Annotated in this window: 25 protein-coding genes; 24 read left to right on the top strand and 1 reads right to left on the bottom strand. The window is 64.6% G+C overall.

Going from position 1 to position 22,217, the window contains the following annotated elements:
* Nucleotides 1-56: 56 nt before the first annotated feature.
* From RCF34_RS04785 to flhB, 24 genes are all read left to right on the top strand, one after another.
* Complete coding sequence (locus RCF34_RS04785; protein ID WP_308707124.1) at nucleotides 57-1,031, top strand: NAD-dependent epimerase/dehydratase family protein; 975 nt, start codon at nucleotides 57-59, stop codon at nucleotides 1,029-1,031.
* The gene (locus tag RCF34_RS04780) at nucleotides 1,031-2,077 is read left to right on the top strand and encodes a glycosyltransferase family 4 protein (protein WP_374941160.1); all 1,047 of its coding nucleotides are present in this window, start codon (nucleotides 1,031-1,033) and stop codon (nucleotides 2,075-2,077) included. Before RCF34_RS04785 ends, RCF34_RS04780 begins: the two co-directional genes overlap by 1 nt.
* Before the next feature lie 10 nt (nucleotides 2,078-2,087).
* Nucleotides 2,088-4,070, top strand: coding sequence for a nucleoside-diphosphate sugar epimerase/dehydratase (locus tag RCF34_RS04775; protein ID WP_308707122.1), 1,983 nt, complete (start codon nucleotides 2,088-2,090; stop codon nucleotides 4,068-4,070).
* A gap of 221 nt (nucleotides 4,071-4,291) precedes the next feature.
* Nucleotides 4,292-5,356 (top strand): dTDP-glucose 4,6-dehydratase, encoded by a 1,065-nt coding sequence (rfbB, locus tag RCF34_RS04770; RefSeq protein ID WP_308707121.1) that lies wholly within the window; start codon nucleotides 4,292-4,294, stop codon nucleotides 5,354-5,356.
* A 71-nt stretch (nucleotides 5,357-5,427) separates the two neighbouring features.
* Nucleotides 5,428-6,309 (top strand): glucose-1-phosphate thymidylyltransferase RfbA, encoded by an 882-nt coding sequence (rfbA, locus tag RCF34_RS04765; protein WP_133862404.1) that lies wholly within the window; start codon nucleotides 5,428-5,430, stop codon nucleotides 6,307-6,309.
* The gene (gene rfbC, locus RCF34_RS04760; RefSeq protein ID WP_308707120.1) at nucleotides 6,309-6,845 is read left to right on the top strand and encodes a dTDP-4-dehydrorhamnose 3,5-epimerase; all 537 of its coding nucleotides are present in this window, start codon (nucleotides 6,309-6,311) and stop codon (nucleotides 6,843-6,845) included. The genes rfbA and rfbC overlap by 1 nt, the downstream gene beginning before the upstream one ends.
* A complete protein-coding gene (rfbD, locus tag RCF34_RS04755) occupies nucleotides 6,842-7,756 on the top strand; it encodes a dTDP-4-dehydrorhamnose reductase (protein ID WP_308707119.1) in 915 nt (304 codons plus the stop codon). The genes rfbC and rfbD overlap by 4 nt, the downstream gene beginning before the upstream one ends.
* Nucleotides 7,757-7,815: 59 nt before the next feature.
* Entirely contained in the window at nucleotides 7,816-8,118 is a 303-nt protein-coding gene (locus RCF34_RS04750; protein ID WP_308707118.1) for a ComEA family DNA-binding protein, read from the top strand.
* Between the two features lie 144 nt (nucleotides 8,119-8,262).
* On the top strand, nucleotides 8,263-8,604 hold the full coding sequence (gene fliE, locus RCF34_RS04745) for a flagellar hook-basal body complex protein FliE (protein WP_132832054.1): 342 nt from the start codon (nucleotides 8,263-8,265) through the stop codon (nucleotides 8,602-8,604).
* A gap of 14 nt (nucleotides 8,605-8,618) precedes the next feature.
* Complete coding sequence (fliF, locus tag RCF34_RS04740) at nucleotides 8,619-10,427, top strand: flagellar basal-body MS-ring/collar protein FliF (protein ID WP_308707117.1); 1,809 nt, start codon at nucleotides 8,619-8,621, stop codon at nucleotides 10,425-10,427.
* The gene (gene fliG, locus RCF34_RS04735) at nucleotides 10,414-11,424 is read left to right on the top strand and encodes a flagellar motor switch protein FliG (protein WP_133862399.1); all 1,011 of its coding nucleotides are present in this window, start codon (nucleotides 10,414-10,416) and stop codon (nucleotides 11,422-11,424) included. The genes fliF and fliG overlap by 14 nt, the downstream gene beginning before the upstream one ends.
* A 67-nt stretch (nucleotides 11,425-11,491) precedes the next feature.
* Complete coding sequence (fliH, locus tag RCF34_RS04730; RefSeq protein WP_308707116.1) at nucleotides 11,492-12,271, top strand: flagellar assembly protein FliH; 780 nt, start codon at nucleotides 11,492-11,494, stop codon at nucleotides 12,269-12,271.
* Nucleotides 12,261-13,607: a flagellar protein export ATPase FliI gene (gene fliI / locus RCF34_RS04725; RefSeq protein ID WP_308707115.1), complete on the top strand. Its 1,347-nt coding sequence runs from the start codon at nucleotides 12,261-12,263 to the stop codon at nucleotides 13,605-13,607. The genes fliH and fliI overlap by 11 nt, the downstream gene beginning before the upstream one ends.
* A 6-nt stretch (nucleotides 13,608-13,613) precedes the next feature.
* Nucleotides 13,614-14,057: a flagellar export protein FliJ gene (fliJ, locus tag RCF34_RS04720; protein WP_133862397.1), complete on the top strand. Its 444-nt coding sequence runs from the start codon at nucleotides 13,614-13,616 to the stop codon at nucleotides 14,055-14,057.
* A gap of 45 nt (nucleotides 14,058-14,102) precedes the next feature.
* A complete protein-coding gene (locus RCF34_RS04715) occupies nucleotides 14,103-14,459 on the top strand; it encodes an Hpt domain-containing protein (RefSeq protein WP_308707114.1) in 357 nt (118 codons plus the stop codon).
* Between the two features lie 76 nt (nucleotides 14,460-14,535).
* Nucleotides 14,536-15,936, top strand: a complete 1,401-nt coding sequence (locus tag RCF34_RS04710; RefSeq protein ID WP_308707113.1) for a flagellar hook-length control protein FliK — start codon at nucleotides 14,536-14,538, stop codon at nucleotides 15,934-15,936.
* 118 nt (nucleotides 15,937-16,054) lie between these two features.
* Entirely contained in the window at nucleotides 16,055-16,576 is a 522-nt protein-coding gene (gene fliL, locus RCF34_RS04705; RefSeq protein WP_308707112.1) for a flagellar basal body-associated protein FliL, read from the top strand.
* Between the two features lie 8 nt (nucleotides 16,577-16,584).
* Nucleotides 16,585-17,556, top strand: a complete 972-nt coding sequence (gene fliM / locus RCF34_RS04700; RefSeq protein ID WP_183629224.1) for a flagellar motor switch protein FliM — start codon at nucleotides 16,585-16,587, stop codon at nucleotides 17,554-17,556.
* 55 nt (nucleotides 17,557-17,611) lie between these two features.
* Nucleotides 17,612-18,067: a flagellar motor switch protein FliN gene (fliN, locus tag RCF34_RS04695; RefSeq protein WP_007160376.1), complete on the top strand. Its 456-nt coding sequence runs from the start codon at nucleotides 17,612-17,614 to the stop codon at nucleotides 18,065-18,067.
* Nucleotides 18,068-18,070: 3 nt separating this feature from the next.
* On the top strand, nucleotides 18,071-18,484 hold the full coding sequence (gene fliO / locus RCF34_RS04690; protein WP_133862392.1) for a flagellar biosynthetic protein FliO: 414 nt from the start codon (nucleotides 18,071-18,073) through the stop codon (nucleotides 18,482-18,484).
* Nucleotides 18,481-19,278 carry a flagellar type III secretion system pore protein FliP gene (fliP, locus tag RCF34_RS04685; RefSeq protein ID WP_007160374.1) on the top strand — a complete coding sequence of 266 codons (798 nt, stop codon included), beginning with the start codon at nucleotides 18,481-18,483 and terminating at the stop codon, nucleotides 19,276-19,278. The genes fliO and fliP overlap by 4 nt, the downstream gene beginning before the upstream one ends.
* 27 nt (nucleotides 19,279-19,305) lie before the next feature.
* Nucleotides 19,306-19,575, top strand: a complete 270-nt coding sequence (gene fliQ, locus RCF34_RS04680) for a flagellar biosynthesis protein FliQ (RefSeq protein WP_027597972.1) — start codon at nucleotides 19,306-19,308, stop codon at nucleotides 19,573-19,575.
* Between the two features lie 3 nt (nucleotides 19,576-19,578).
* Nucleotides 19,579-20,355, top strand: a complete 777-nt coding sequence (gene fliR / locus RCF34_RS04675) for a flagellar biosynthetic protein FliR (protein ID WP_308707111.1) — start codon at nucleotides 19,579-19,581, stop codon at nucleotides 20,353-20,355.
* Between the two features lie 12 nt (nucleotides 20,356-20,367).
* Nucleotides 20,368-21,516, top strand: coding sequence for a flagellar biosynthesis protein FlhB (gene flhB, locus RCF34_RS04670; protein ID WP_308707110.1), 1,149 nt, complete (start codon nucleotides 20,368-20,370; stop codon nucleotides 21,514-21,516).
* Here flhB and sodC read toward each other — a convergent pair.
* The gene (gene sodC / locus RCF34_RS04665) at nucleotides 21,509-22,036 is read right to left on the bottom strand and encodes a superoxide dismutase [Cu-Zn] SodC (RefSeq protein ID WP_308707109.1); all 528 of its coding nucleotides are present in this window, start codon (nucleotides 22,034-22,036) and stop codon (nucleotides 21,509-21,511) included. The two genes, flhB and sodC, sit on opposite strands and share 8 nt — an antisense overlap.
* Between the last annotated feature and the right edge of the window lie 181 nt (nucleotides 22,037-22,217).

Below are 22,217 nucleotides of genomic sequence, written 5' to 3'. Positions count from 1 at the left end.
GCAATGTCTTACCATAAGTGCCCTTTCCTGGCTGACTGGCACGGCGCAACGCATTGATGGAACGCAAGATTCTGGTGACAGGGGCGGGGGGCTTCGTCGGCGCAGCCCTGGTTCGGCAGCTACAGGCCAAGGGGTATCCGGTGGTCGCCGCGCAGCGCCAGCCGGCAGCTGCCTCGGTCGCGGGCGAGGTGATTCCGGTGATCCGTGAGTTGTCCGCCGATACCGACTGGTCCGGGCCTCTGGCGAGGGTGGATACCGTCATCCATCTCGCCGCCCGGGTCCATCAGCTGGGCGAGCAGCCAGGCGTAGCCAGCGAGGCTCGCTACGATGAGGTGAATCGGGCGGCAACCCTCAAGCTGGCCCGGGATGCCCTGGCTGCAGGCGTCCGTCGCTTCATCTTTGTCAGCAGCATCAAGGTCAATGGTGACTGGACCCTTCCCGGCAAGCCCTTTCGCGCTGATGATCTTCCGGCACCCACCGATGCCTATGCACGCTCCAAGGCGGCCGCCGAACAGCAGCTGCTGGCGCTGATGGCCGAGACCGGATTGGAAGTGGTCATCGTTCGTCCGCCGCTGATCTACGGGCCCGGGGTAAAGGCCAATGTGGCCCGCCTGCTGGATACCCTGGCGCGGGGCGTGCCGCTGCCCCTGGGGGGCGTTCGGCACAACAGGCGCAGTCTGCTCGCGCTGGAGAATCTGCTCGATCTGTTGATCCTGTGCATCGCGGCGCCCAAGGCGGCCGGTGCCATCCTGCTGGTCAGCGACGATGAAGATCTTTCCACCGCCGAGCTGCTCGAATTGCTGGCCGAAGGCCTGGGTCAGAAACCCCGGCTGATCGCCGTTCCGTCCGCCTGGCTCGAATGGGGCGCCAGATTGCTGGGGCGGGGCGAGGTGGCGCAACGTCTCTGTGGGTCGCTGCAGGTCGACATCCAGCCCACCAAGACCTTGCTGGGCTGGCAGCCCCCGCTGTCGGCACGAGCCGCCTTGCGTGCGCTAGGTGCGCAACGAGCCGGTGCGGAGGGTCGGAAATGATGCTGCTCCTGTTGCTCCTGGCCGGCGGCTGCAGCTGGCTCGGCACGGCGGCGCTGCGCCGCTATGCCCTGTCCGGAGGCCTGCTCGACGAACCCAACGCGCGCAGTTCGCACCAGGTGGCGACGCCCCGTGGCGGCGGCCTGGCGCTCGTCGTGGTGTTCGTGCTCGGCTGTGTGGTGCTGCGGCTACTGGGGCAGCTTGATCCGGGTTCCTGCAGCGTCCTGGTAGGGGCGGGGCTGCTGGTGGCGGTGCTCGGCTTCGTCGACGATCATCGGCACGTGGGCGCCGGCTGGCGCCTGCTCGGTCATTTCCTAGCCGCCATCGCTGCGCTGCTGTGGCTGGGCGGCTATGGCGCGCTCCCTGCACAGTTGTCCGCTGTTCTGGAGCTACCCGGCTGGCTGGTGACGACCCTTGGCGTCCTCTATCTGGTCTGGCTGCTCAACCTCTACAACTTCATGGACGGCATCGACGGCATCGCCGGCGGCGAAGCGCTCGCCGTCTGTCTGGGCATGGCGCTGATCTATGCCGTGACCGGCCATGGCGCCTTGCTGGGTGCGCCCCTGCTGCTGGCCGCAGCCGTGGCTGGCTTCCTGTGCTGGAATTTTCCGCCGGCGCGCATCTTCATGGGCGATGTGGGCAGTGGCTTTCTCGGCTTGATCCTCGGCATGCTGTCCTTGCAGGCGGCGCTGATCGAGTTGTCGCTGTTCTGGGCCTGGCTGATCCTGCTCGGTGTCTTCGTGGTCGATGCGACCTGGACCCTGTTGCGGCGGCTGAGTCGGGGCAAGAAACCCTACGAGGCCCATCGCACCCATGCCTACCAGTGGGCCTCCCGCCAGCATGGCGCGCATCGCCCGGTGACCCTGGCGGTACTCGCCATCAACCTGTTCTGGTTGCTGCCTATCGCTTTGCTGGTGGGGCTGGGGCTTTTAAGTGCCATACTGGGTCTCTTGCTTGCCTATGGGCCCTTGCTTTGCCTGGCCCTTCGATACCATGCTGGGACCGATGAGGTAGCCATGGCTGCGCAGTCCACCGGATTCAGGGATTAGGGACACTGACATGTTGCGTGACCATCTGGTCAAGCTGAACCGGCGTACCAAGAGAGTCATCCAGGTCGCGGTCGACCTATTGCTGATCTGGCTCTCGCTCTGGTTGGCCTTCTATCTGCGCCTGGGTTCCGTGCAGATGATCGAGCCCTTCAGCGGGCATGCCTGGTTGTTCATCACCGCGCCGGCCATTGCCATTCCCCTGTTCATCCGCTTCGGCATGTACCGCGCGGTCATGCGCTACCTGGGCAACGACGCGCTGATCGCCATCGCCAAGGCGGTGACGCTGTCGACGCTGCTGCTGTCGGTAGTCATCTACTGGTATCGCGATCTGCCGGAGATCGTCCCGCGTTCGATGATCTTCAACTACTGGATCGTCAGCCTGATCCTGATCGGCGGCCTGCGTCTCGCGCTGCGTCAGTATTTCCTGGGCGACTGGTATCGCGCCATTACCGTGCCCTTCATCAAACAGCCGGACGAACTGCCGCGGGTCGCCATCTATGGCGCCGGCTCGGCGGGCAACCAGCTGGTCGCGGCGCTGCGCATGGGCCGGGCCATGCGTCCGGTGGCCTTCATCGACGATGACAAGGGCATCGCCAATCGCATCATCGCCGGGCTCAAGGTCTACACCCCCAAACATATCCAGCAGATGATCGACGAAACGGGGGCCGAGGAGATCCTCCTGGCGATCCCGTCCGCTACTCGCGCGCGGCGCCGTGAGGTGCTCGGTCTGCTGGAGCCCTATCCGCTGCACGTCAGAACCGTGCCACGGATCAGCGACCTGGCCTGCGGCAAGGTACAGGTGGACGACCTCCAGGAGGTCGACATCGCCGACTTGCTGGGACGGGATCCGGTGACGCCCCGGCCCGAGCTATTCGCCCGTTGCATCACCGGTCAGGTGGTGATGGTGACCGGGGCAGGGGGGTCCATCGGCTCCGAGCTGTGCCGGCAGATCATCGGCCAGAAGCCGCGCACCCTGATCCTGCTCGACCACGCCGAATTCAACCTCTACAGCATCCACCGTGAGCTGGATACCTATATCCAGCGCGAAGCCCTGCCGGTCACCCTGGTGCCGGTGCTGGGCTCCATTCGCAATGCGCCGCTGCTCTTGCAGGTGATGCGGCACTGGAAGGTGGCCACCCTCTACCATGCGGCGGCCTACAAGCACGTGCCCATGGTCGAGCACAACATCGCCGAGGGTTTCGGCAACAACGTCCTGGGTACTCTCAATGCCGCCCAGGCGGCCATCCAGGCTGGCGTGACCAGTTTCGTGCTGATTTCCACCGACAAGGCGGTACGGCCCACCAATATCATGGGCAGTACCAAGCGCCTGGCCGAGATGATCCTGCAGGCCCTGAGTCGCGAGGCGGCGCCCGTGCTGCACGGGCAAACGGATGGTATCCATCAGGTCAATCGCACCCGCTTCACCATGGTGAGATTCGGCAACGTGCTGGGCTCTTCCGGTTCGGTCATCCCGTTGTTCAGGACCCAGATCCGCAAGGGTGGGCCGGTTACCGTCACCCATCCCAAGATCACGCGTTTCTTCATGACCATCACCGAGGCCGCCCAACTGGTCATCCAGGCGGGCGCCATGGGCGAGGGCGGGGATGTCTTCGTGCTCGACATGGGCGAGCCGGTGCGCATCGTCGAACTGGCCGAGCAGATGATCAAGCTGTCGGGCCTGAGCGTCCGCTCGCCGGCCAATCCCCATGGCGATGTCGCCATCGAGTTCACCGGGCTGCGACCCGGTGAGAAACTCTATGAAGAATTGCTCATCGGTGACGACGTGAGTCCGACCTCCCACCCGAAGATCATGCGCGCCAGCGAAGACTTCCTGGCCTGGGATGCCTTCCGTGCAGCCCTCGTCGAACTCAGTCGCGCGATCGATGCGGGTGATTACCTTCGCGTCAGGCAGCTGCTGCGCGACACCGTCGCCGGCTATTCTCCCGAAGGCGACATAGTCGACTGGCTGCACGGCAAGAGATCCATCGAGTGATCCCGCCCACGCTTTCTTTCAGCCTGGATTTGAAGCCGAGCACAGAAGCGGCAGCCTTCCCCCGCTAGGCTGAACTTTCTTTTCCTGCCACTGTTTAACTCAGGTCTTCGGGTACATAGCCATGGCTGTGACCCAAGCCAGGGATGGCTGCGCCGTCCTCCGATGTCTCGCCCGCAGTGCCGGGCGCGATGATGTACAAATCGATATAGGCAGGATTCAGGATGAAGGTACTGGTAACAGGTGGCGCGGGTTTCATTGGTTCCGCCGTGGTACGTTTTCTTATCAACGAGACCCAATGCAAGGTTGCCAACGTCGACAAGCTGACGTACGCCGGTAACGTGGATTCCCTGGCCGAAGTCGCCGACTCCGACCGCTACGAATTCCACCAGGTGGACATCTGCGACTTCGCCGCCCTGCAGCAGGTCTTCGCGTCCTTCCAGCCCGACGTGGTCATGCACCTGGCTGCGGAATCCCACGTGGACCGCTCCATCGAGGGCCCTGCCGCCTTCATCCAGACCAACGTGGTCGGCACCGGCGTCATCCTCGAGGTGACCCGTGCCTACTGGAACGACCTGGCGCCGGAAGCCAAGGCAGCCTTCCGTTTCCACCACATCTCCACCGACGAGGTGTATGGCGACCTGCACGGCACCGACGACCTCTTCACCGAGACCACGCCCTATTCCCCGAGCTCGCCCTATTCGGCCAGCAAGGCCGGCAGCGACCATCTGGTACGGGCCTGGGGTCGGACCTACGGACTGCCGGTACTGGTGACCAACTGCTCGAACAACTACGGCCCCTATCACTTCCCCGAGAAGCTGATCCCCCACGTCATCCTCAATGCCATCCATGGCAAGCCGCTGCCGATCTATGGCGACGGCTCCCAGGTGCGTGACTGGCTGTTCGTCGAAGACCATGCCCGCGCCCTCTATACCGTGGTGACCCAGGGCGAGGTCGGCGAGACCTACAACATCGGTGGCCACAACGAGAAGCGCAACCTGCAGGTCGTCGAGACCATCTGCGACCTGCTCGAAGAGCTGGCTCCGCAGAAGCCCGAGGGTGTCGAGCGCTATCGCGACCTGATCACCTTCGTCAAGGATCGTCCCGGTCACGACATGAGATATGCGATCGACGCCAGCAAGATCGGCCGTGAGCTGGGCTGGACGCCGGAGGAGACCTTCGAGACCGGCATGCGCAAGACCGTAACCTGGTACCTGAACAATCGTGAGTGGTGGCAGCGGGTACTGTCCGGCGCCTACCGCCTCGAGCGTCTCGGCGAGGCCGTTTAACGATCCTGGCGCGGACACCCCCCAGGCGTGTCCGACCGACAGCAACAGTCAATTTTCAGAGGACGATTGCCATGAGCAAATACAAGGGAATTCTGCTGGCCGGTGGCTCCGGTACCCGTTTGCACCCCATTACCCTGGGCGTGTCCAAGCAGTCGCTGCCGATCTACGACAAACCCATGATCTACTACCCGCTGTCCGTGCTGATGCTGGCCGGTATCCAGGAAGTCCTGATCATCTCGACGCCGGCCGACCTGCCTGGCTTCCAGCGCATGCTCGGCGACGGCAGCCACTTCGGCATGCAGCTGAGCTACGCCGAGCAGCCCAGCCCGGACGGCCTGGCCCAGGCCTTCATCATCGGTCGCGAATTCGTCGGCGATGACAACGTCTGCCTGGTCCTTGGCGACAACATCTTCTACGGCCAGCACTTCAGCGAAACGCTGCTCAAGGCTGCCAGCGTGGACAAGGGCGCCACCGTCTTCGGCTACTACGTCGCCGACCCCGAGCGTTTCGGTGTGGTCGAGTTCGACGAGCAGGGCAAGGCCCTGAGCATCGAAGAGAAGCCCAAGAAGCCGAAGTCCAACTACGCCGTCACCGGTCTGTATTTCTACGACAACGACGTGCTGGACATCGCCGCCAACATCAAGCCGTCGCCCCGGGGCGAGCTGGAAATCACCGACGTCAACAACGAGTACCTGCGCCGGGGCTCGCTGAACGTTTCCCTGCTGGGCCGCGGTTTCGCCTGGCTGGACACCGGTACCCACGACGCCCTGCTGGAAGCTGGCCATTTCGTCCAGACCATCGAGAAGCGCCAGGGTCTGAAGGTCGCCTGCCTCGAAGAGATCGCCTTCCAGAAAGGCTGGATCACCTGCGAGCAGATGGCCATGCAGGCCGAAGCCTTGAGCAAGACCGGTTACGGCCAGTACCTGGCGCGGCTGTGCAAGGAGCAGGACTGATGCAGGTCTTCGACACCGCGATCCCGGACGTCAAGCTGATCGAACCCAAGGTCTTCGGTGACGACCGCGGCTTCTTCCTGGAGTCCTTCCAGGCGGAGCGCTATGCCCAGCAGGCGGGGATCACTCTGCCATTCGTGCAGGACAACCACTCGCGTTCCGCCCGGGGCGTGCTGCGTGGTCTGCATTTCCAACGCAGCAAGCCGCAAGGCAAGCTGGTGCGCGTCGTGCGCGGCGAGGTGCTGGACGTGGCCGTCGACATCCGTCGCGGTTCGCCCACCTTCGGTAACGTGGTCGCCGAGATCCTCTCGGAAGACAACAAGCGCCAGCTCTGGATACCGCCAGGCCTGGCCCACGGCTTCGTGGTGCTGTCGGAAACCGCTGATTTTGAATACAAGTGCACAGATTATTACGATCCCTCTGATGAAGGGTCTTTGATCTGGAATGATCCGGATCTGAATATCGACTGGCGGGTAACGGATCCCATCCTGTCCGCCAAAGATGCACAAGGCCTTCGATTGGCGGAGCTGTATAGATGAAGATACTGGTTACCGGAGCTAACGGTCAGGTCGGACGCTGTCTGACCGATCGTCTTCAGCGTTCAGAACTGGCATGGGAGGCCCATGGACGTGCCACTCTGGATATCGCTGACGAAGGCTCGGTAACCAGCCATCTCGAGCGGTTCGCTCCGGACGTCGTGATCAATGCGGCCGCCTACACGGCGGTCGACAAGGCCGAGCAGGAGCCCGAGATCGCCGCCCGCGGCAATATCGAAGGCCCTGCGGTGCTTGCCCAGGCCTGCGGTGCCGCCGGCATCGCCCTGCTGCACCTGTCCACCGACTATGTGTTCGATGGTAGCGCCACCGAACCCTATCAGGTCGAGGATCCGGTCAGCCCGTCCGGGGTCTACGGCATGACCAAGTTGGAAGGGGAGAACCGCGTGCTCTCCGCCTGCTCGCGCTCGGTGGTGCTGAGGACGGCCTGGGTGTTCAGTGAGCACTGCAACAACTTCCTCAAGACCATGCTGCGGCTCGCTGCCGATCGTGACGAACTGCGGGTGGTGAGCGACCAGGTGGGTTGCCCGACCTACGCCGGTCACATCGCCGACGCGCTGTTGCAGATCGCCGTCCAGGCCGAAGCTCAGCCTGAGCAGACGGCCTATGGCCTCTATCACTTCGGCGGCGACAGCGGCCTGAGCTGGTGCGACTTCGCGCGCTACATCATAGATGCCGGCCAGGAGCTGGGCATGCTGGAGCGGGCGCCGCTCATCACCGGCATCGCCACCTCCGACTTTCCCACCCTGGCCAAGCGCCCGGCCTATTCCATGCTGGATTCCAGCGCACTGGAGCGGCACTTCGGTATCCCGCCCAGCGACTGGCGCCAGGGCGTTCGCCAGGCCCTGCTGGCGCTCAGGACCGAGCGTGCTCAGGCAGGATCACTGGTGAGTTGACCGCCTGACCCTTTGCGTTAAGCTCTCTGAATCAAACAGCGGAACAAGGAGGTTCCTCTATGAGATTCATCTGGATAATGACGTTGCTGGCCCTGTTCGGCCCCTGGGCCAATGCCTGTGAGTCTGGCACGGGTGCCGCAACCAAGCCGGCCTCAAGTGCCAGCCTGGCGCCCTTGAACATCAATGTCGCCGACGCCACCGCGCTGCAACGGCTGCGGGGGATAGGCGCAGTCAAGGCGCAGGCGATCGTCGACCATCGCCAAGTCCATGGCGCCTTCGCCTCGGTAGACGAGTTGCTCGAGGTCAAGGGCATCGGCAAGGCCCTGTTGCAGCGCAACCGCGAGCTGCTCACCGTCGACTGATTTTCGGCAAACTTTAACCACCTCTCGGCAACTTTTTTACAAGTCATTGTTCTAGCTGGATTTTTAGGATCTGGCACAGGCATTGCTCTATCTCTGACACGAGTGGGTACGGCGTCAATTTCCCGTGCCAGAGGAGCAGAGCAAATGGTTCAAGGTGTCGAGTTCAATCGGTTGATGCTGGAAATGCGCTCCATGCAGACCGAAGCCATGGCCCGGTCGAAAGCCGTCGTAGCTCCGGCTGCCGGCGCGGAACAGGTCCAGGGTCCGAGCTTCGCCGACATGCTCAGCAAGGCCGTGGGCTCCGTCAACGAGACCCAGCAGACCGCCGGCGAGATGGCCAAGGCCTTCGAGCTGGGGCAGGGTGGCGTCGACCTCACTCAAGTCATGATCGCTTCGCAGAAGGCCAGCGTCTCCGTGCAGGCCTTGACCCAGGTACGCAACAAGTTCGTTCAGGCGTACCAAGACATCATGCAAATGTCGATTTGAGGACGGTCTAGAAAATGGCTGAAGCTCTTACCAACGCACCCGTCCCGACGACCAAGCCCGAGGCTGAAGACAAGCCCAAGAAGTCGCTGCTGGGTCTCAGCTTTCTCGACAACCTGTCCGACATGCCGCTGCTGCGGCAGATGGGGTTGCTGATCGGCCTGGCCGCCAGCGTCGCCCTGGGTTTCGCCGTGGTGCTCTGGACCCAGCAGCCGGACTATCGGCCGCTGTACACCAGCATGAACGGCCTGGACGCCAACCAGGTGCTGCAGGCCCTGGGCGCGGCCGACATCGGCTACAAGGTCGATCCGAATTCCGGTGCCCTGCTGGTCAAGTCCGATGACCTCGGCCGGGCGCGCATGAAGATGGCCGCGGCCGGCATCACCGCCTCCGATGGCAACGTCGGCTTCGAGCTGCTGGACAAGGAGCAGCCGCTGGGCACCAGCCAGTTCATGGAAGCGGCCAACTATCGTCGCAGCCTGGAAGGCGAACTGGCCCGGACCATCTCCAGCCTCAACAACATCAAGGGCGCCCGGGTGCACCTGGCGATCCCGAAGAGTTCGGTGTTCGTCCGTGACGAGCGCAAGCCGAGCGCCTCGGTACTGGTCGAGATGTATCCCGGCCGTACCCTGGATGCCGGCCAGGTCATGGCCATCATCAATCTGGTCGCCACCAGCGTGCCGGAACTGGACAAGTCCCAGGTCACCATCGTCGACCAGAAGGGCCAGCTGCTGTCCGACCAGCAGAATCTCTCCGAGCTGTCGATCGCCGGCAAGCAACTGGACTACACCCGCAAGATGGAAGGTTCCTTGACCCAACGCGTGCAGAACATCATGCAGCCGGTGGTGGGCAATGGCCGCTTCAAGGCCGAAGTGGCCGCCGACGTGGACTTCAATGCCGTGGAGTCGACCTCCGAGCAGTTCAACCCGGATCAGCCGGCACTGCGCAGCGAGCAGCAGAACAGCGAGCAGCGTCAGACTTCCGGCGGCGGCGCCCAGGGCGTGCCCGGTGCCCTGTCCAATCAGCCGCCCGGCCCGTCCTCGACCCCGGAAAAGGCCGGTGCCCAGGGTGGCGGCGCGAACTACATCGCTCCGGGCCAGCCGCTGCGCGACGCCAATGACCAGTACATCTACGACAGCAAGACCAGCCTGCCGGCGACCCTGCCGTACCCGACCGACAAGCGTGAGCAGAACACCCGTAACTACGAACTGGACCGCAGCATCAGCTATACCCGTCAGCAGCAGGGTCGTCTGCGTCGGCTTTCCGTCGCGGTGGTGCTGGACGATCAGGTCAAGGTCGATGCGGCCGGCAAGGTCAGCCATCAACCCTGGACCACCGAAGACCTGGCTCGCTTCACCCGTCTGGTACAGGATGCCGTGGGCTTCGACGCCAGCCGTGGCGACAGCGTGAGCGTGATCAACGCACCCTTCGCACCCGTGCAGCAGGAAGAGATCGAGAGCATTCCCTTCTACCAGCAGCCCTGGTTCTGGGGTGTGGTCAAGCAGGCCCTCGGCGTCCTCTTCATCCTGGTGCTAGTCTTTGGGGTGCTGCGTCCGGTGCTGAAGAATCTGTCCGGCGGCAACACCAAGGACGCCGCCGCCCTGGCCGCGGCCGGTGGTGCCGGTGCCCTGGGTGCCGGTGGTCTGGATGGCCTGTCGGACGACCTGGCCGACGACAAGGTGAGCCTGGCCGGTCCGGCGCCGCTGTTGCTGCCGAGCCCGAGCGAGGGCTATGACGCTCAACTGACCGCCATCAAGCAGCTGGTAAACGATGATCCGGGCCGTGTCGCCCAGGTAGTGAAGGATTGGATCAATGGCGACGAATGAAGCGCAACTTTCCAAGGTCGAGAAGGCCGCGATCTTCCTCCTGTCGCTGGGCGAAGCCGATGCCGCGCAGATCCTGCGCCACATGGGACCCAAGGAGGTGCAGAAGGTCGGTACCGCCATGGCCCAGATGCGCAACGTCAACCGCGAACAGGTCGAGCGGGTACTGGGCGACTTCATCGAGGTGGTAGGCGATCAGACCAGTCTGGGGGTGGGCGCCGACGGCTACATCCGCAAGATGCTCACCCAGGCCCTGGGCGAGGACAAGGCCAGCGGCCTGATCGACCGCATCCTGCTGGGTGGCAACACCAGCGGCCTGGACAGCCTGAAGTGGATGGAGCCGCGCGCCGTAGCCGACGTTATTCGCTATGAGCACCCGCAGATCCAGGCCATCGTGGTGGCCTACCTGGATCCCGACCAGGCCGCCGAAGTCCTTGGCCACTTCGATCACAAGGTACGCCTGGACATCGTCCTGCGCGTCTCCTCGCTGAACACCGTGCAACCGGCGGCGCTCAAGGAACTGAACCTGATCCTGGAGAAGCAGTTCTCCGGCAGCGCCAGCACCACCCGTACCGCCCTGGGTGGCGTGAAGCGCGCCGCCGACATCATGAACTACCTGGACAGCTCGGTCGAAGGCCCGCTGATGGATGCGATCCGCGACGCGGACCAGGATCTGTCGGGGCAGATCGAGGACCTGATGTTCGTCTTCGACAACCTGTCCGATGTCGACGACCGCGGCATCCAGGCGCTCTTGCGCGAAGTGTCCTCCGATGTGCTGGTGTTGGCGCTCAAGGGGGCCGACGACGGCATCAAGGAGAAATTCTTCCGCAACATGTCCAAGCGCGCGGCCGAGCTGCTGCGCGACGACCTGGAAGCCAAGGGGCCGGTGCGACTGTCCGAGGTGGAGGGTGCGCAGAAGGAGGTGCTCGCCGTGGCCCGCCGCATGGCCGACGCCGGCGAGATCGTGCTCGGTGGCAAGGGCGGCGAGGAAATGGTCTGACGGCTTGCCGGGATTGGCCTGTGCTTTGCTAAGGTCTGTTCAGTAGCGGTTTTCTGACGGACAGGTAATGAGCAAAGAAGCGGCGAGCGAACTGATCAGGGCGCGGGATCTGGAGGCCTTCGACGTCTGGCGACTGCCAGCCTTCGACAGCTTCGACGCGCCTGCAGAAACCCCTGTGCCCGCGGCAGCCGAGCCCGAGGTCCAGCCGGAGCCCCAGATCGAAGAGGTCCCGGTCGAAGAGGTCCAGCCGATCACCCTCGAAGAGCTGGAGGCGATCCGTCAGGAGGCCTACAACGAAGGCTTCGTCACCGGCGAGCGCGACGGCTATCACGCCGGTCAGCTCAAGGCGCGCCAGGAAGCCGAGGCGGCGCTGACCGCCCGGCTGGCCAGCCTGGAAACCCTGATGAGCCATCTGCTCGATCCCATCGGCGAACAGGACCAGGCCCTGGAAGCCGGGATGGTGCAGCTGGTCCGGCACATCACCCGCGAAGTCATCCAGCGCGAACTCACGCTAGACTCCAGTCAGCTGGGTCAGGTGGTGCGCACGGCGCTGAAGCTGCTGCCCATGGGTGCCGAGAACATCCGCATCCAGGTCAGTCCCCAGGACTTCGAGCTGATGAAGGCCTTGCGTGACCGCCACGAGGAAAAATGGCGCATCCTTGAGGACGAGACCCTGATGCCTGGCGGTTGCCGGATCGAGACCGAGAGCAGCGTCATCGATGCCAGCATCGAGACCCGTCTGACCCAGGCGCTGACCCAGCTGGCCGAACAGCAGCGCCACCAGGCGACCCAGCCCCAGGAAGCCGATCTGCACATCGACATCGAGGATGCCTCCCATGCGTCTTGAGCGTCTGAGTTTCGAACGCCGCCTCAGCGGTTACGATGAAGCCATCCGGGTCGAGCAGCAGCCGGTGATCGAAGGCCGCCTGCTGCGCATGGTCGGTCTGACCCTGGAGGCCGAAGGTCTGCGCGCCGCCGTCGGCAGCCGCTGCCGGCTGATCAATGGCGGTGGCTATCAGCCGGTGGAAGTCGAGGCCGAGGTGATGGGCTTCAACGGCAACAAGACCTTTCTCATGCCGGTGGGTAGCCTCGCCGGCATCGCGCCCGGCGCCCGGGTGGTGCCGGTGCCGGATACCGGCCGCCTGCCGATGGGCATGTCGATGCTGGGGCGCGTGCTGGACGGTCTGGGCAATGCCCTGGACGGCAAGGGCCGCATGCGCGCCGAAGACTGGGTGCCGATGGACGGCCCCGCCATCAACCCGCTCAAGCGCGAGCCCATCAGCGAGCCCCTGGACGTCGGTATCCGCAGCATCAACGGTTTGTTGACGGTGGGCCGCGGCCAGCGTCTCGGCCTGTTCGCCGGTACCGGCGTGGGCAAGAGCGTGCTGCTCGGCATGATGACCCGGCTGACCAAGGCCGAGATCATCGTGGTCGGGCTGATCGGCGAGCGGGGTCGCGAGGTGAAGGAATTCATCGAGCACATCCTGGGCGAGGAGGGCATCAAGCGGGCGGTGGTCGTGGCCTCGCCGGCGGACGATGCGCCCCTGCTGCGCCTGCGCGCGGCCATGTACTGCACTCGCATCGCCGAATACTTTCGCGACAAGGGTAAGAACGTGCTCCTGCTGATGGATTCCCTGACCCGCTATGCCCAGGCGCAGCGGGAGATCGCGCTGGCCATCGGCGAGCCGCCGGCGACCAAGGGCTACCCGCCGTCGGTGTTCGCCAAGCTGCCGCGCCTGGTGGAGCGGGCCGGCAACGCAGAAAAAGGTGGGGGTTCGATCACGGCGTTTTATACTGTGCTTTCGGAAGGCGACGACCAGCAGGATCCCATCGCCGACTCGGCGCGCGGTGTGCTGGATGGTCACTTCGTGTTGTCGCGGCGCCTGGCCGAGGAAGGCCACTATCCGGCGATCGACATCGAGGCGTCCATCAGCCGGGTCATGCCCCAGGTGGTCAGCCCGGAGCATCTGCGCAACGCCCAGCGCGTCAAGCAGCTCTGGTCGCTCTATCAGCAGGCCAAGGACCTGCTCAGCGTCGGTGCCTATGTGCCCGGCGGGAATGCCGAAACCGATCTGGCGATCGCCCGCTATGCGCCCATGCAGCAGTTCCTGCGCCAGGGCCTGCGCGAAAGCGAGTCGCTGGAGCAGAGTTCCGCCAATCTCCAAGCCGTGTTGGGAGGCTGATAGATCATGAAAGGCAGAGCCGAGCGTCTGGGTCCGGTGGTGGAGATGAGCGAACGCGACGAGCGCGACGCCGCCCAGCGCCTGGGACAATGCCAACAGCAGCTGGCCCAGGCCGAGTTCAAGCTGGGTGAATTGCAGCGCTATCGCGAGGACTATCAGCAGCGCCTGGTGGTCAATGGCAGCCGTGGCGTCACCGGCCAGTGGCTCATCGGCTATCAGCGCTTCCTCAGCCAGCTGGAAGAGGCGATCGGCCAGCAGGAGCGCAACGCCCAGTGGCACCGCGACGTGGTGGCCAAGGCGCGCACCCAGTGGCAGGAGCGTTATGCGCGCCTCGAAGGCCTGCGCAAGCTGGTCGAGCGCTATCGCCAGGAGCAGCGCCAGGTCGAGGACAAACGCGAACAGAAACAGATGGACGAGTACGCCCAGCGGGCGCGTTCGACCTATATCTAGGGCAGACGCCGCCTTCGTTCCTTCTCTTGGTCAGTGAGAATGCCGATGTTTTCCTCCCATCTCGATCCGGAAACGCTTGCTGCCCTGCGCGACTGCATGGAGGAGGAGTACGTCGATCTCATCGAAACCTTTCTGCTCGACTGCGAAGAGCGCATCGCCGAGCTCAAGCGCAGCGTGATCGGTGGCGATGCCGAGCAGGTCCGCCAGCTGGCCCACAGCTTCAAGGGTAGCGCCGGCAACATGGGCGCCGCGCCCCTGGCGCAGCTGTGTCGGGACGTGGAGGAGGGCGCGCGGCGTCGGGCGGCCACCGCCGAACTGGCCATGGGGGTTTCCGCCATGGAGCGCGAATTCGCCATCGTCCGCATCCTGTTCAAGGTCGAGCAGCAACGCTACGCGGGCTGACCTCGTCAAAGCGCTGGCGTTTCTGGCTGGCGCGCAACTTGCTAGATACCCGAAAACCCGTCCTTCGGAGTCCTCCATGGCCGTCGTGCCCGATTTCCTTTTGAATACCGCCACCTCGCCAGCCAGTACCGGCCGGGCGGCGGTCAAGACCCCTTCCCAGGATCGCTCGGCAGGTCAGGAGCGGTTCGCCGATGTCTTCGCGCAGGAGCAGCCACGTGAGCCGGTGCGCAACGAAAAGCCACGCGATACCAGCGACAGCAAGGCCCCGACCCAGGCGCGCAAGAACGAGGCCGGGCGTGCCCGGGATGGCGATGACCGAGTGAAGCGCTCCGGCGATGACGACCGCACGGCAGACGCCAAGCCCCGGGCCGACAGCACCGCCAAGAGCGGCGAGCAGTCGGCAGCCGCTACCGACGACAGCGGCAAGACCTTGCCGGTGGCCGAGGGCGAAGACGCCAAGGCGCCCGTCGATGCGCTACTGGATCCGCTATTCATGTTCGGCATGACCGGCCAGTTCCCGCAACCCGTGGCCACGCCCGCACCAACGCTTCAGCTTCCGACCGGGACGGCAGCGGAAGCGGCAGCCGCCGCCACTACCCAGGCCCTGGATCCGGCAGCGCTGCTGGGCGCTGCCGTGGCTACCGCAGCCCAGGCGACCGCCACGGGTGCCGGGACGGGCGCCACGGCCACCCCAGCCAAGGCCGGCGAGCAGCAGGCTGCGGATGATGGTCTGGCGCAACTGCTGGGCCAGGTGCCTCAGGCCCAGGGTGACGCCGTCAAGGCCACCACCAACGCCAACAACCTGGCGGCCACCCAGCTGCAAGGCTTGCTGCCCGCCGATGGCGCCCCCGCTCCAGCGGCGGATCAGGCAGCCAGTGCGGCCCTGGCCGCGACCCTGGACGAGGGCGATGGGCAGGACGCGGCGGTGCCGAGCAAGGGCGATGCCTTCGCCGACAAGCTCACCGCCCTGTCGCAAGCCCTCAGTACGCCCGCTGCGACAGCTCGCCCGGTCACGGCCACGGTGCCTGGCCAGCCGCTCAGTCCGCAGGCAGGCAACTTCAGCGAGGCGGTGGTCGACAAGGTCATGTGGATGTCCAGCCAGAATCTCAAGACCGCCGATATCCAGATGGAGCCGGCGCAACTGGGCAAACTGGAGGTGCGGATCGACATGACCCAGGACCAGACCCAGGTCACCTTCGCCAGTCCCCACGCCGACGTGCGCGAGGCACTGGACGCTGGCAGCCAGCGCCTGCGCGAACTCTTCGCCCAGCAGGGCATGAACCTCGCCAACGTCAACGTTTCCGATCAGTCGTCCGGTCAGGCCTGGCAGCAGTCGCAGCAGGGTGGCCAGAGCGATAATTCGCGTCGCGGTAGCCGTGGCGCGGGTGGGGGCGAGGACGAAGCGGTGGCGAATGTCGCCGAAACCCGTGGCTCGGCGACGCTCGCGGCGCGCAGTCTGGTCGACTACTACGCGTGACGGGCGCCGGCTGCCAGGTGACAGCCTCGGCCGCACCTGCTATATCCCCTTCGTATCAATAGGTTAGCTGCGTCACCCAACAGGGGTGACGCGCAGCACAGGATCCGGTCGAGCACTTATGGCGAAGAAGCAGGCCCCTGCGGCAGAAGATGCAGCCGCGGAAGGCAAGGGCAAGGGCAAGCTCAAACTCATCATCATCATCGTCGTGGCCTTGCTGCTGGTCATTGGCGCCTCGGTGGGCGCGACCTGGTTCCTGCTCGGCAAGAAGAGCGCCGAGCCCGAGCACGCCGCGCCGGTCACTCCGGCGGCACCCGTGCATCTGGCGGCGGTCTATCAGGCGCTGGTGCCGGCCTTCGTGGTCAACTACAACGCCGAGGGTCGCCAGCGCTACATGCAGGTCACGGTGACCCTGATGGGACGTGACCAGGCGCAGATGGATGCGCTCAAGGCGCAATTGCCGCAGGTCCGCAACCAGCTGGTGATGCTGTTTTCCGGCCAGGACTTCAACAGCCTCCTGACGCCGGTGGGCAAGGAGATGCTGCGGCAGCAGGCCACCAGCAAGGTTCAGGAGCTGGCGAAGAAACTGACCGGCCAGACTGCCATCGAACAGGTACTGTTCACCAATCTCGTCCTGCAATAGGTAACGCCATGGCCGTGCAAGATCTGCTCTCTCAGGATGAAATCGATGCCCTGCTGCACGGGGTCGACGATGGCATCGTCGAGACCGAGACCGATGCCGAGCCGGGCACCATCAAGGGCTATGACCTCACCAGCCAGGATCGCATCGTCCGCGGACGGATGCCGACCCTGGAGATGATCAACGAACGCTTCGCCCGCTACACGCGGGTCAGCATGTTCAACCTGTTGCGGCGTTCGGCGGACGTCTCCGTGGGCGGGGTGCAGGTCACCAAATTCGGTGAATACATCCATTCGCTGTACGTCCCCACCAGCCTCAACATGGTCAAGATGAAGCCGCTGCGCGGTACCGCGCTGTTCATTCTCGATGCCCGGCTGGTGTTCAAGCTGGTGGACAACTTCTTTGGCGGTGACGGCCGCCATGCCAAGATCGAGGGCCGTGAATTCACCCCCACCGAGTTGCGCGTGGTGCGCATGGTGCTCGACCAGTGCTTCGTCGACCTCAAGGAAGCCTGGGGCGCCATGCTCGACTGCCAGTTCGAGTACATGAACTCCGAGGTCAACCCGGCGCTGGCCAACATCGTCAGCCCCAGCGAAGTGGTGGTGGTGAGCACCTTCAACATCGAACTGGATGGCGGCGGCGGCGAACTGCACGTCACCATGCCCTATTCGATGATCGAGCCGATCCGCGAGATGCTCGACGCCGGTTTCCAGTCGGACGTGGACGACCAGGACGAACGCTGGGTCAAGGCCCTGCGCGAGGACCTGCTCGATGTGCGCGTCCCGCTGGAAGCGACGGTTGTCCGGCGCCAACTCAAACTCCGCGATATCCTCAACATGCAGCCCGGCGACGTGATTCCCGTGGAAATGCCGGACGAGATGCTCATGCGAGCCAACGGCATGCCCACCTTCAAGGTGAAGATGGGTGCGCGCAAGGGTAATCTGGCTCTGCAGATTCTCGAACCGGTCAGCCGCAGCCGCTGAGCGACCACCGTTTTCTTGTCCGGGCCGAGGCCCGGCCTAGCACGAGACCCAGACGATGGCAGACAACCCCGAAGAACAAGCCCTGGCGGACGAGTGGGCCGCGGCCCTGGCCGAAGCCGGTGACGCCAGCCAGGACGACATCGACGCCCTGATGGCGCAAGGCACCCAGGTCGAAGCCCCCAAGCCGCCCAAGGCGCCGGTGGAGGAATTTGGTCAGAGCAGTGGCGGTCTGGCAGTGAGCGGCATGGAAGGTCCCAACCTGGATGTGATCCTGGACATCCCGGTGACCATCTCCATGGAGGTCGGCCACACCGACATCTCCATCCGCAACCTGTTGCAACTCAACCAGGGCTCGGTCATCGAGCTCGACCGTCTGGCTGGCGAGCCGCTGGACGTGCTGGTGAATGGTACGCTGATCGCCCACGGTGAGGTGGTGGTGGTGAACGAGAAGTTCGGGATCCGCTTGACCGACGTCATCAGCCCCACGGAACGTATCAAGAAGCTGCGGTGATCCATGAAGAGTCTGCTCCTGCCGCTGGGTCTCCTGCCTCTGACCGCGCGTGCCGCCGAAGCCACCTCGCCGGGGCTGGATGTGGGGGCTCAGGTCGGCCAGTTGCTGCTCGGCCTGCTGCTGGTGATCGCGCTGATCCTCGGTCTGGCCTGGCTGGTGCGCCGGGTGCAGCAGCAGGGGCCGCGTGGCCAGCAGGTGATCAAGGTGATCTCCACCCAGCACCTGGGCCCGCGCGAGCGGCTGGTACTGGTGCAGGTCGGCCAGGAGCAGCTGCTGATCGGCGTCGCTGGCGGGCGAATCACGCCGCTGCACAGCCTGCGCGAGCCAGTGCGACTCGGCGAGACCGAGGCGCCGGCGCCGGAATTCGCCCAGCGCCTGCTGGAACTCATCAGCCGCGATCCCAAGGCGAAACCATGATCTCTTCGCGTCTACCGGCCAACCTCGGGCGCACCCTGGGCTGGCTGCTGGGCCTGGCCGTGCTGCTGTTCGCGCCCCTGGCGCTGGCGCAGCAGGCCGGGCAGGCCAATCCGCTGTCGATCCCGGCCATCACCCTGAGTACCAACGGCCAGGGGCAGCAGGAGTATTCGGTCAGCCTGCAGATCCTGCTGATCATGACGGCGCTGAGCTTCATCCCGGCGTTCGTCATGCTGATGACCAGCTTCACCCGCATCGTCATCGTCTTCGCCATCCTGCGCCAGGCGCTGGGGCTGCAGACCACGCCGTCCAACCAAGTGCTGGTGGGCATGGCGCTGTTTCTCTCGCTGTTCATCATGGCGCCGGTGTTCGATCGCATCAACACCACCGCCGTGCAGCCCTACCTGAACGAACAACTCAGTGCCCAGGACGCCATCGCCCGCGCCCAGGTGCCGATGAAGGACTTCATGCTGGGACAGACCCGGCAATCGGACCTGGACCTGTTCATGCGGCTGTCCAAGCGCACCGACATTCCCAGTGCCGACCAGGCGCCCTTGTCGATCCTGGTGCCGGCCTTCGTCACTTCCGAACTCAAGACCGCCTTCCAGATCGGCTTCATGATCTTCATTCCCTTCCTGGTCATCGACCTGGTGATCGCCAGCGTGCTGATGGCCATGGGCATGATGATGCTGTCGCCGATGATCATCTCCCTGCCGTTCAAGCTGATGCTGTTCGTCCTGGTGGATGGCTGGGCTCTGATCATGGGTACCCTGGCCAGCAGCTTCGGCACCGTCTAGCGGTGCCCCTTTGCGTGGAGAAGCGAAATGACCCCTGAAGTCGCCGTCGATCTATTCCGCCAGGGCCTCTGGCTTACCGCCTTGCTGGTGGCGGTGCTGGTGGTGCCGAGTCTGATCGTTGGCCTGATCGTGGCGGTCTTCCAGGCGGCGACCCAGATCAACGAACAGACCCTGAGCTTCCTGCCCCGGCTGATCGTCACCCTGTTGACGCTGATCGTGCTGGGCCCCTGGATGGTCAGGCAACTGATGGAATTCATCCAGACGTCGGTCGCCAACATTCCGCGGCTGATCGGCTAGCCCATGCTCGCCCTCAGCGACGCCCAGATCGGCGGCTGGGTCGGCAGCTTCCTGTTCCCCTTGTTCCGCATCGCCGCGCTGCTGATGACCATGCCGATCATCGGCACCACGCTGGTCCCGGTGCGGGTGCGGATGTACCTGGCCCTGGCCTTGAGCCTGGTGCTGGTGCCGACCCTGCCGCCGATGCCACAGGTGGATGCCATCAGCCCCCAGGCGCTGCCGCTGATCGTCGAGCAGATCCTCATCGGTGCGGTGATGGGTTTCAGCCTGCAGCTGTTCTTCCATGTCTTCGTGGTGGCGGGGCAGATCATCTCGACCCAGGCGGGTCTGAGCTTCGCGTCCATGATCGACCCGGTGAACGGTGCCTCGGCGCCGGTGATGGGCCAGTTCTTCACCATGCTGGTGACGCTGCTGTTCCTGGCCATGAACGGCCACCTGGTGGTCTTCGAGATCCTCGCCGAAAGCTTCGTCACCTTGCCGGTGGGGGACACCCTGAGCGTCGAACACTTCCAGCAGGTCGCCGGGCGGCTGGGCTGGGTCTTGGGCGCAGGCATCCTCCTGGTCCTGCCAGCCATCACCGCGCTGCTGGTGGTCAACATCGCCTTCGGCATCATGACCCGGGCAGCGCCACAGCTGAACATCTTTTCCGTCGGCATGCCGCTGATCGTGGTGCTGGGCATGGTCATCGTCTGGCTCGGTACCGCCGACATCCTCTCCCACTATGAAAGTCTCGCCACCGAGGCGCTGCAATGGCTGCGCGAACTGGCCCGAGAACGCTAGGAGGTACGCCACATGGCTGAATCCGATGGCGAAGACCGCACGGAAGACCCCACAGAGAAACGTAAGCGTGATTCCCGGGAGGAGGGTCAGCTCCCGCGATCACGCGAACTCGGTACGGTGGCGGTCATGCTCTCGGGAGTCGGCGGCCTGCTGATGTACGGCGCCTTCCTGGGCGGCAAGCTGCTGGAGGTGATGCGCAGCAACTTCTCCCTGCGGCGCGAAGAGGTCATGGACGAACGCTTCATGGGCACCTTCCTGCTGGCCTCGGGCAAGGCGGCGATGATCGGGATGCTGCCGATGATCGCGCTGGTGGTGATCGCCGCCATCGTTGGCCATATCGCCCTGGGTGGATTCCTGTTTTCCGGCAAGATGCTGGCGCCCAAACCGAGCCGGATGAATCCCATGTCCGGCATCGCCCGGATGTTTTCCAAGAATTCCCTGGTGGAATTGCTCAAGGCGCTGGGGAAGTTCTTCATCATCCTTGGCGTGTCGGTGCTAGTGCTGATGAGCGAGCGTACGGCGCTGCTGCAGATCGCCAAGCTGCCGACCGATCAGGCGCTGCTGCACAGCATGCAGGTCGTGGGGCATGCCACCCTGCTGCTGGCCCTGGGGCTCTTGATCATCGCCGCGGTGGACGTGCCTTTCCAGATCTTCAGCAATCGCAAGAAGCTGATGATGACCAAGCAGGAGATCAAGGACGAATACAAGGACGCCGAGGGCAAGCCCGAGGTCAAGGGCAAGATCCGCCAGATGCAGCGGCAGATGGCGCAGCGCCGGATGATGGCCGAGGTGCCCAATGCCGATGTGGTCATCACCAACCCGACCCACTTCGCGGTGGCGCTCAAGTACGACGCGGCCAAGGGCGGGGCGCCGGTGCTGGTGGCCAAAGGCAGCGATTTCACCGCGCTGAAGATCCGCGAGATCGCCCAGGAGCACCAGGTCTCGCTGCTGGAGTCACCAGGGCTGGCGCGTGCGGTGTATTTCTCCACCGAGGTGGATCAGGAGATTCCGGCCGGGCTCTATGTGGCCGTGGCCCAGGTCCTGGCCTATGTCTATCAGCTCAGGCAATTCCGTGCTGGACGCGGGCGCAAGCCCAAGCTGGCCGATCTGCCCATCCCGCCGGATCTGCGGCGGGATGAGGAGGGGAAGGCGCCTACTTGATGACGCCGCAGGCGACGCGTGCGCCGCCACCGCCCAGCGGCTTGGGCTGGTCGGCGTAGTTGTCGCCGCCGGCATGCACCATCAGCGCATGGCCCTTGAGCTCTTCGAGACGCCTCAGGCGGGGTGCCAGCACCGGTTGGGTGGCCTGGCCGTCGGCGGTCACATAGAGCGCCGGCAATTCGCCCAGGTGGCCGTCGTCCGACCAGGGCGCGCTGTGCTTCCCGGTGTTGCGCGGATCCAGATGGCCGCCCGCCGCGCCCCCTGCGGTCAGGGTGCCATTCACCTCGGCCGCGCCGCAGTTAGGCTTGGTGTGGACGTGGAAGCCATGGATACCGGGCTCCAGGCCCTTGAGATCCGGCGTGAAGACCAGGCCGTACTTGGAACGGGTCACCTGCACGCTGCCGACGCTTTCGCCCACACCGTCGGTCGTGACCTTGTTCAGCGGGATCGTCAGGGATTCGGCTGCCTGGGCGGTACCGACCAGGCAAGTGGCCAACAGCGTCGCGGTCCAGATTTTCATGGTGATGTTCCTCGGATAGGCGCGCTAGCGCGGGTCCCTAGACAGACTCATGGCCTCCGCCTGCGGTTCAGCCGTCGGTTCCGGCGATCCGTAACCAGTCCTGTATCGCCCCCCGGGAAATTCTCGCTGATTCAAGGTCTTGAGCAGTTGGCCCGGAGCTTGCTCAAGCCCCTGCGAACAG

Origin of the sequence: Pseudomonas sp. 102515 (assembly GCF_031085165.1) — a bacterium.
Classification (GTDB): domain Bacteria; phylum Pseudomonadota; class Gammaproteobacteria; order Pseudomonadales; family Pseudomonadaceae; genus Chryseomonas.
The sequence above is the reverse complement of the archived record's forward strand: the minus strand, read 5'-3'. Positions and strand labels throughout refer to the sequence as shown.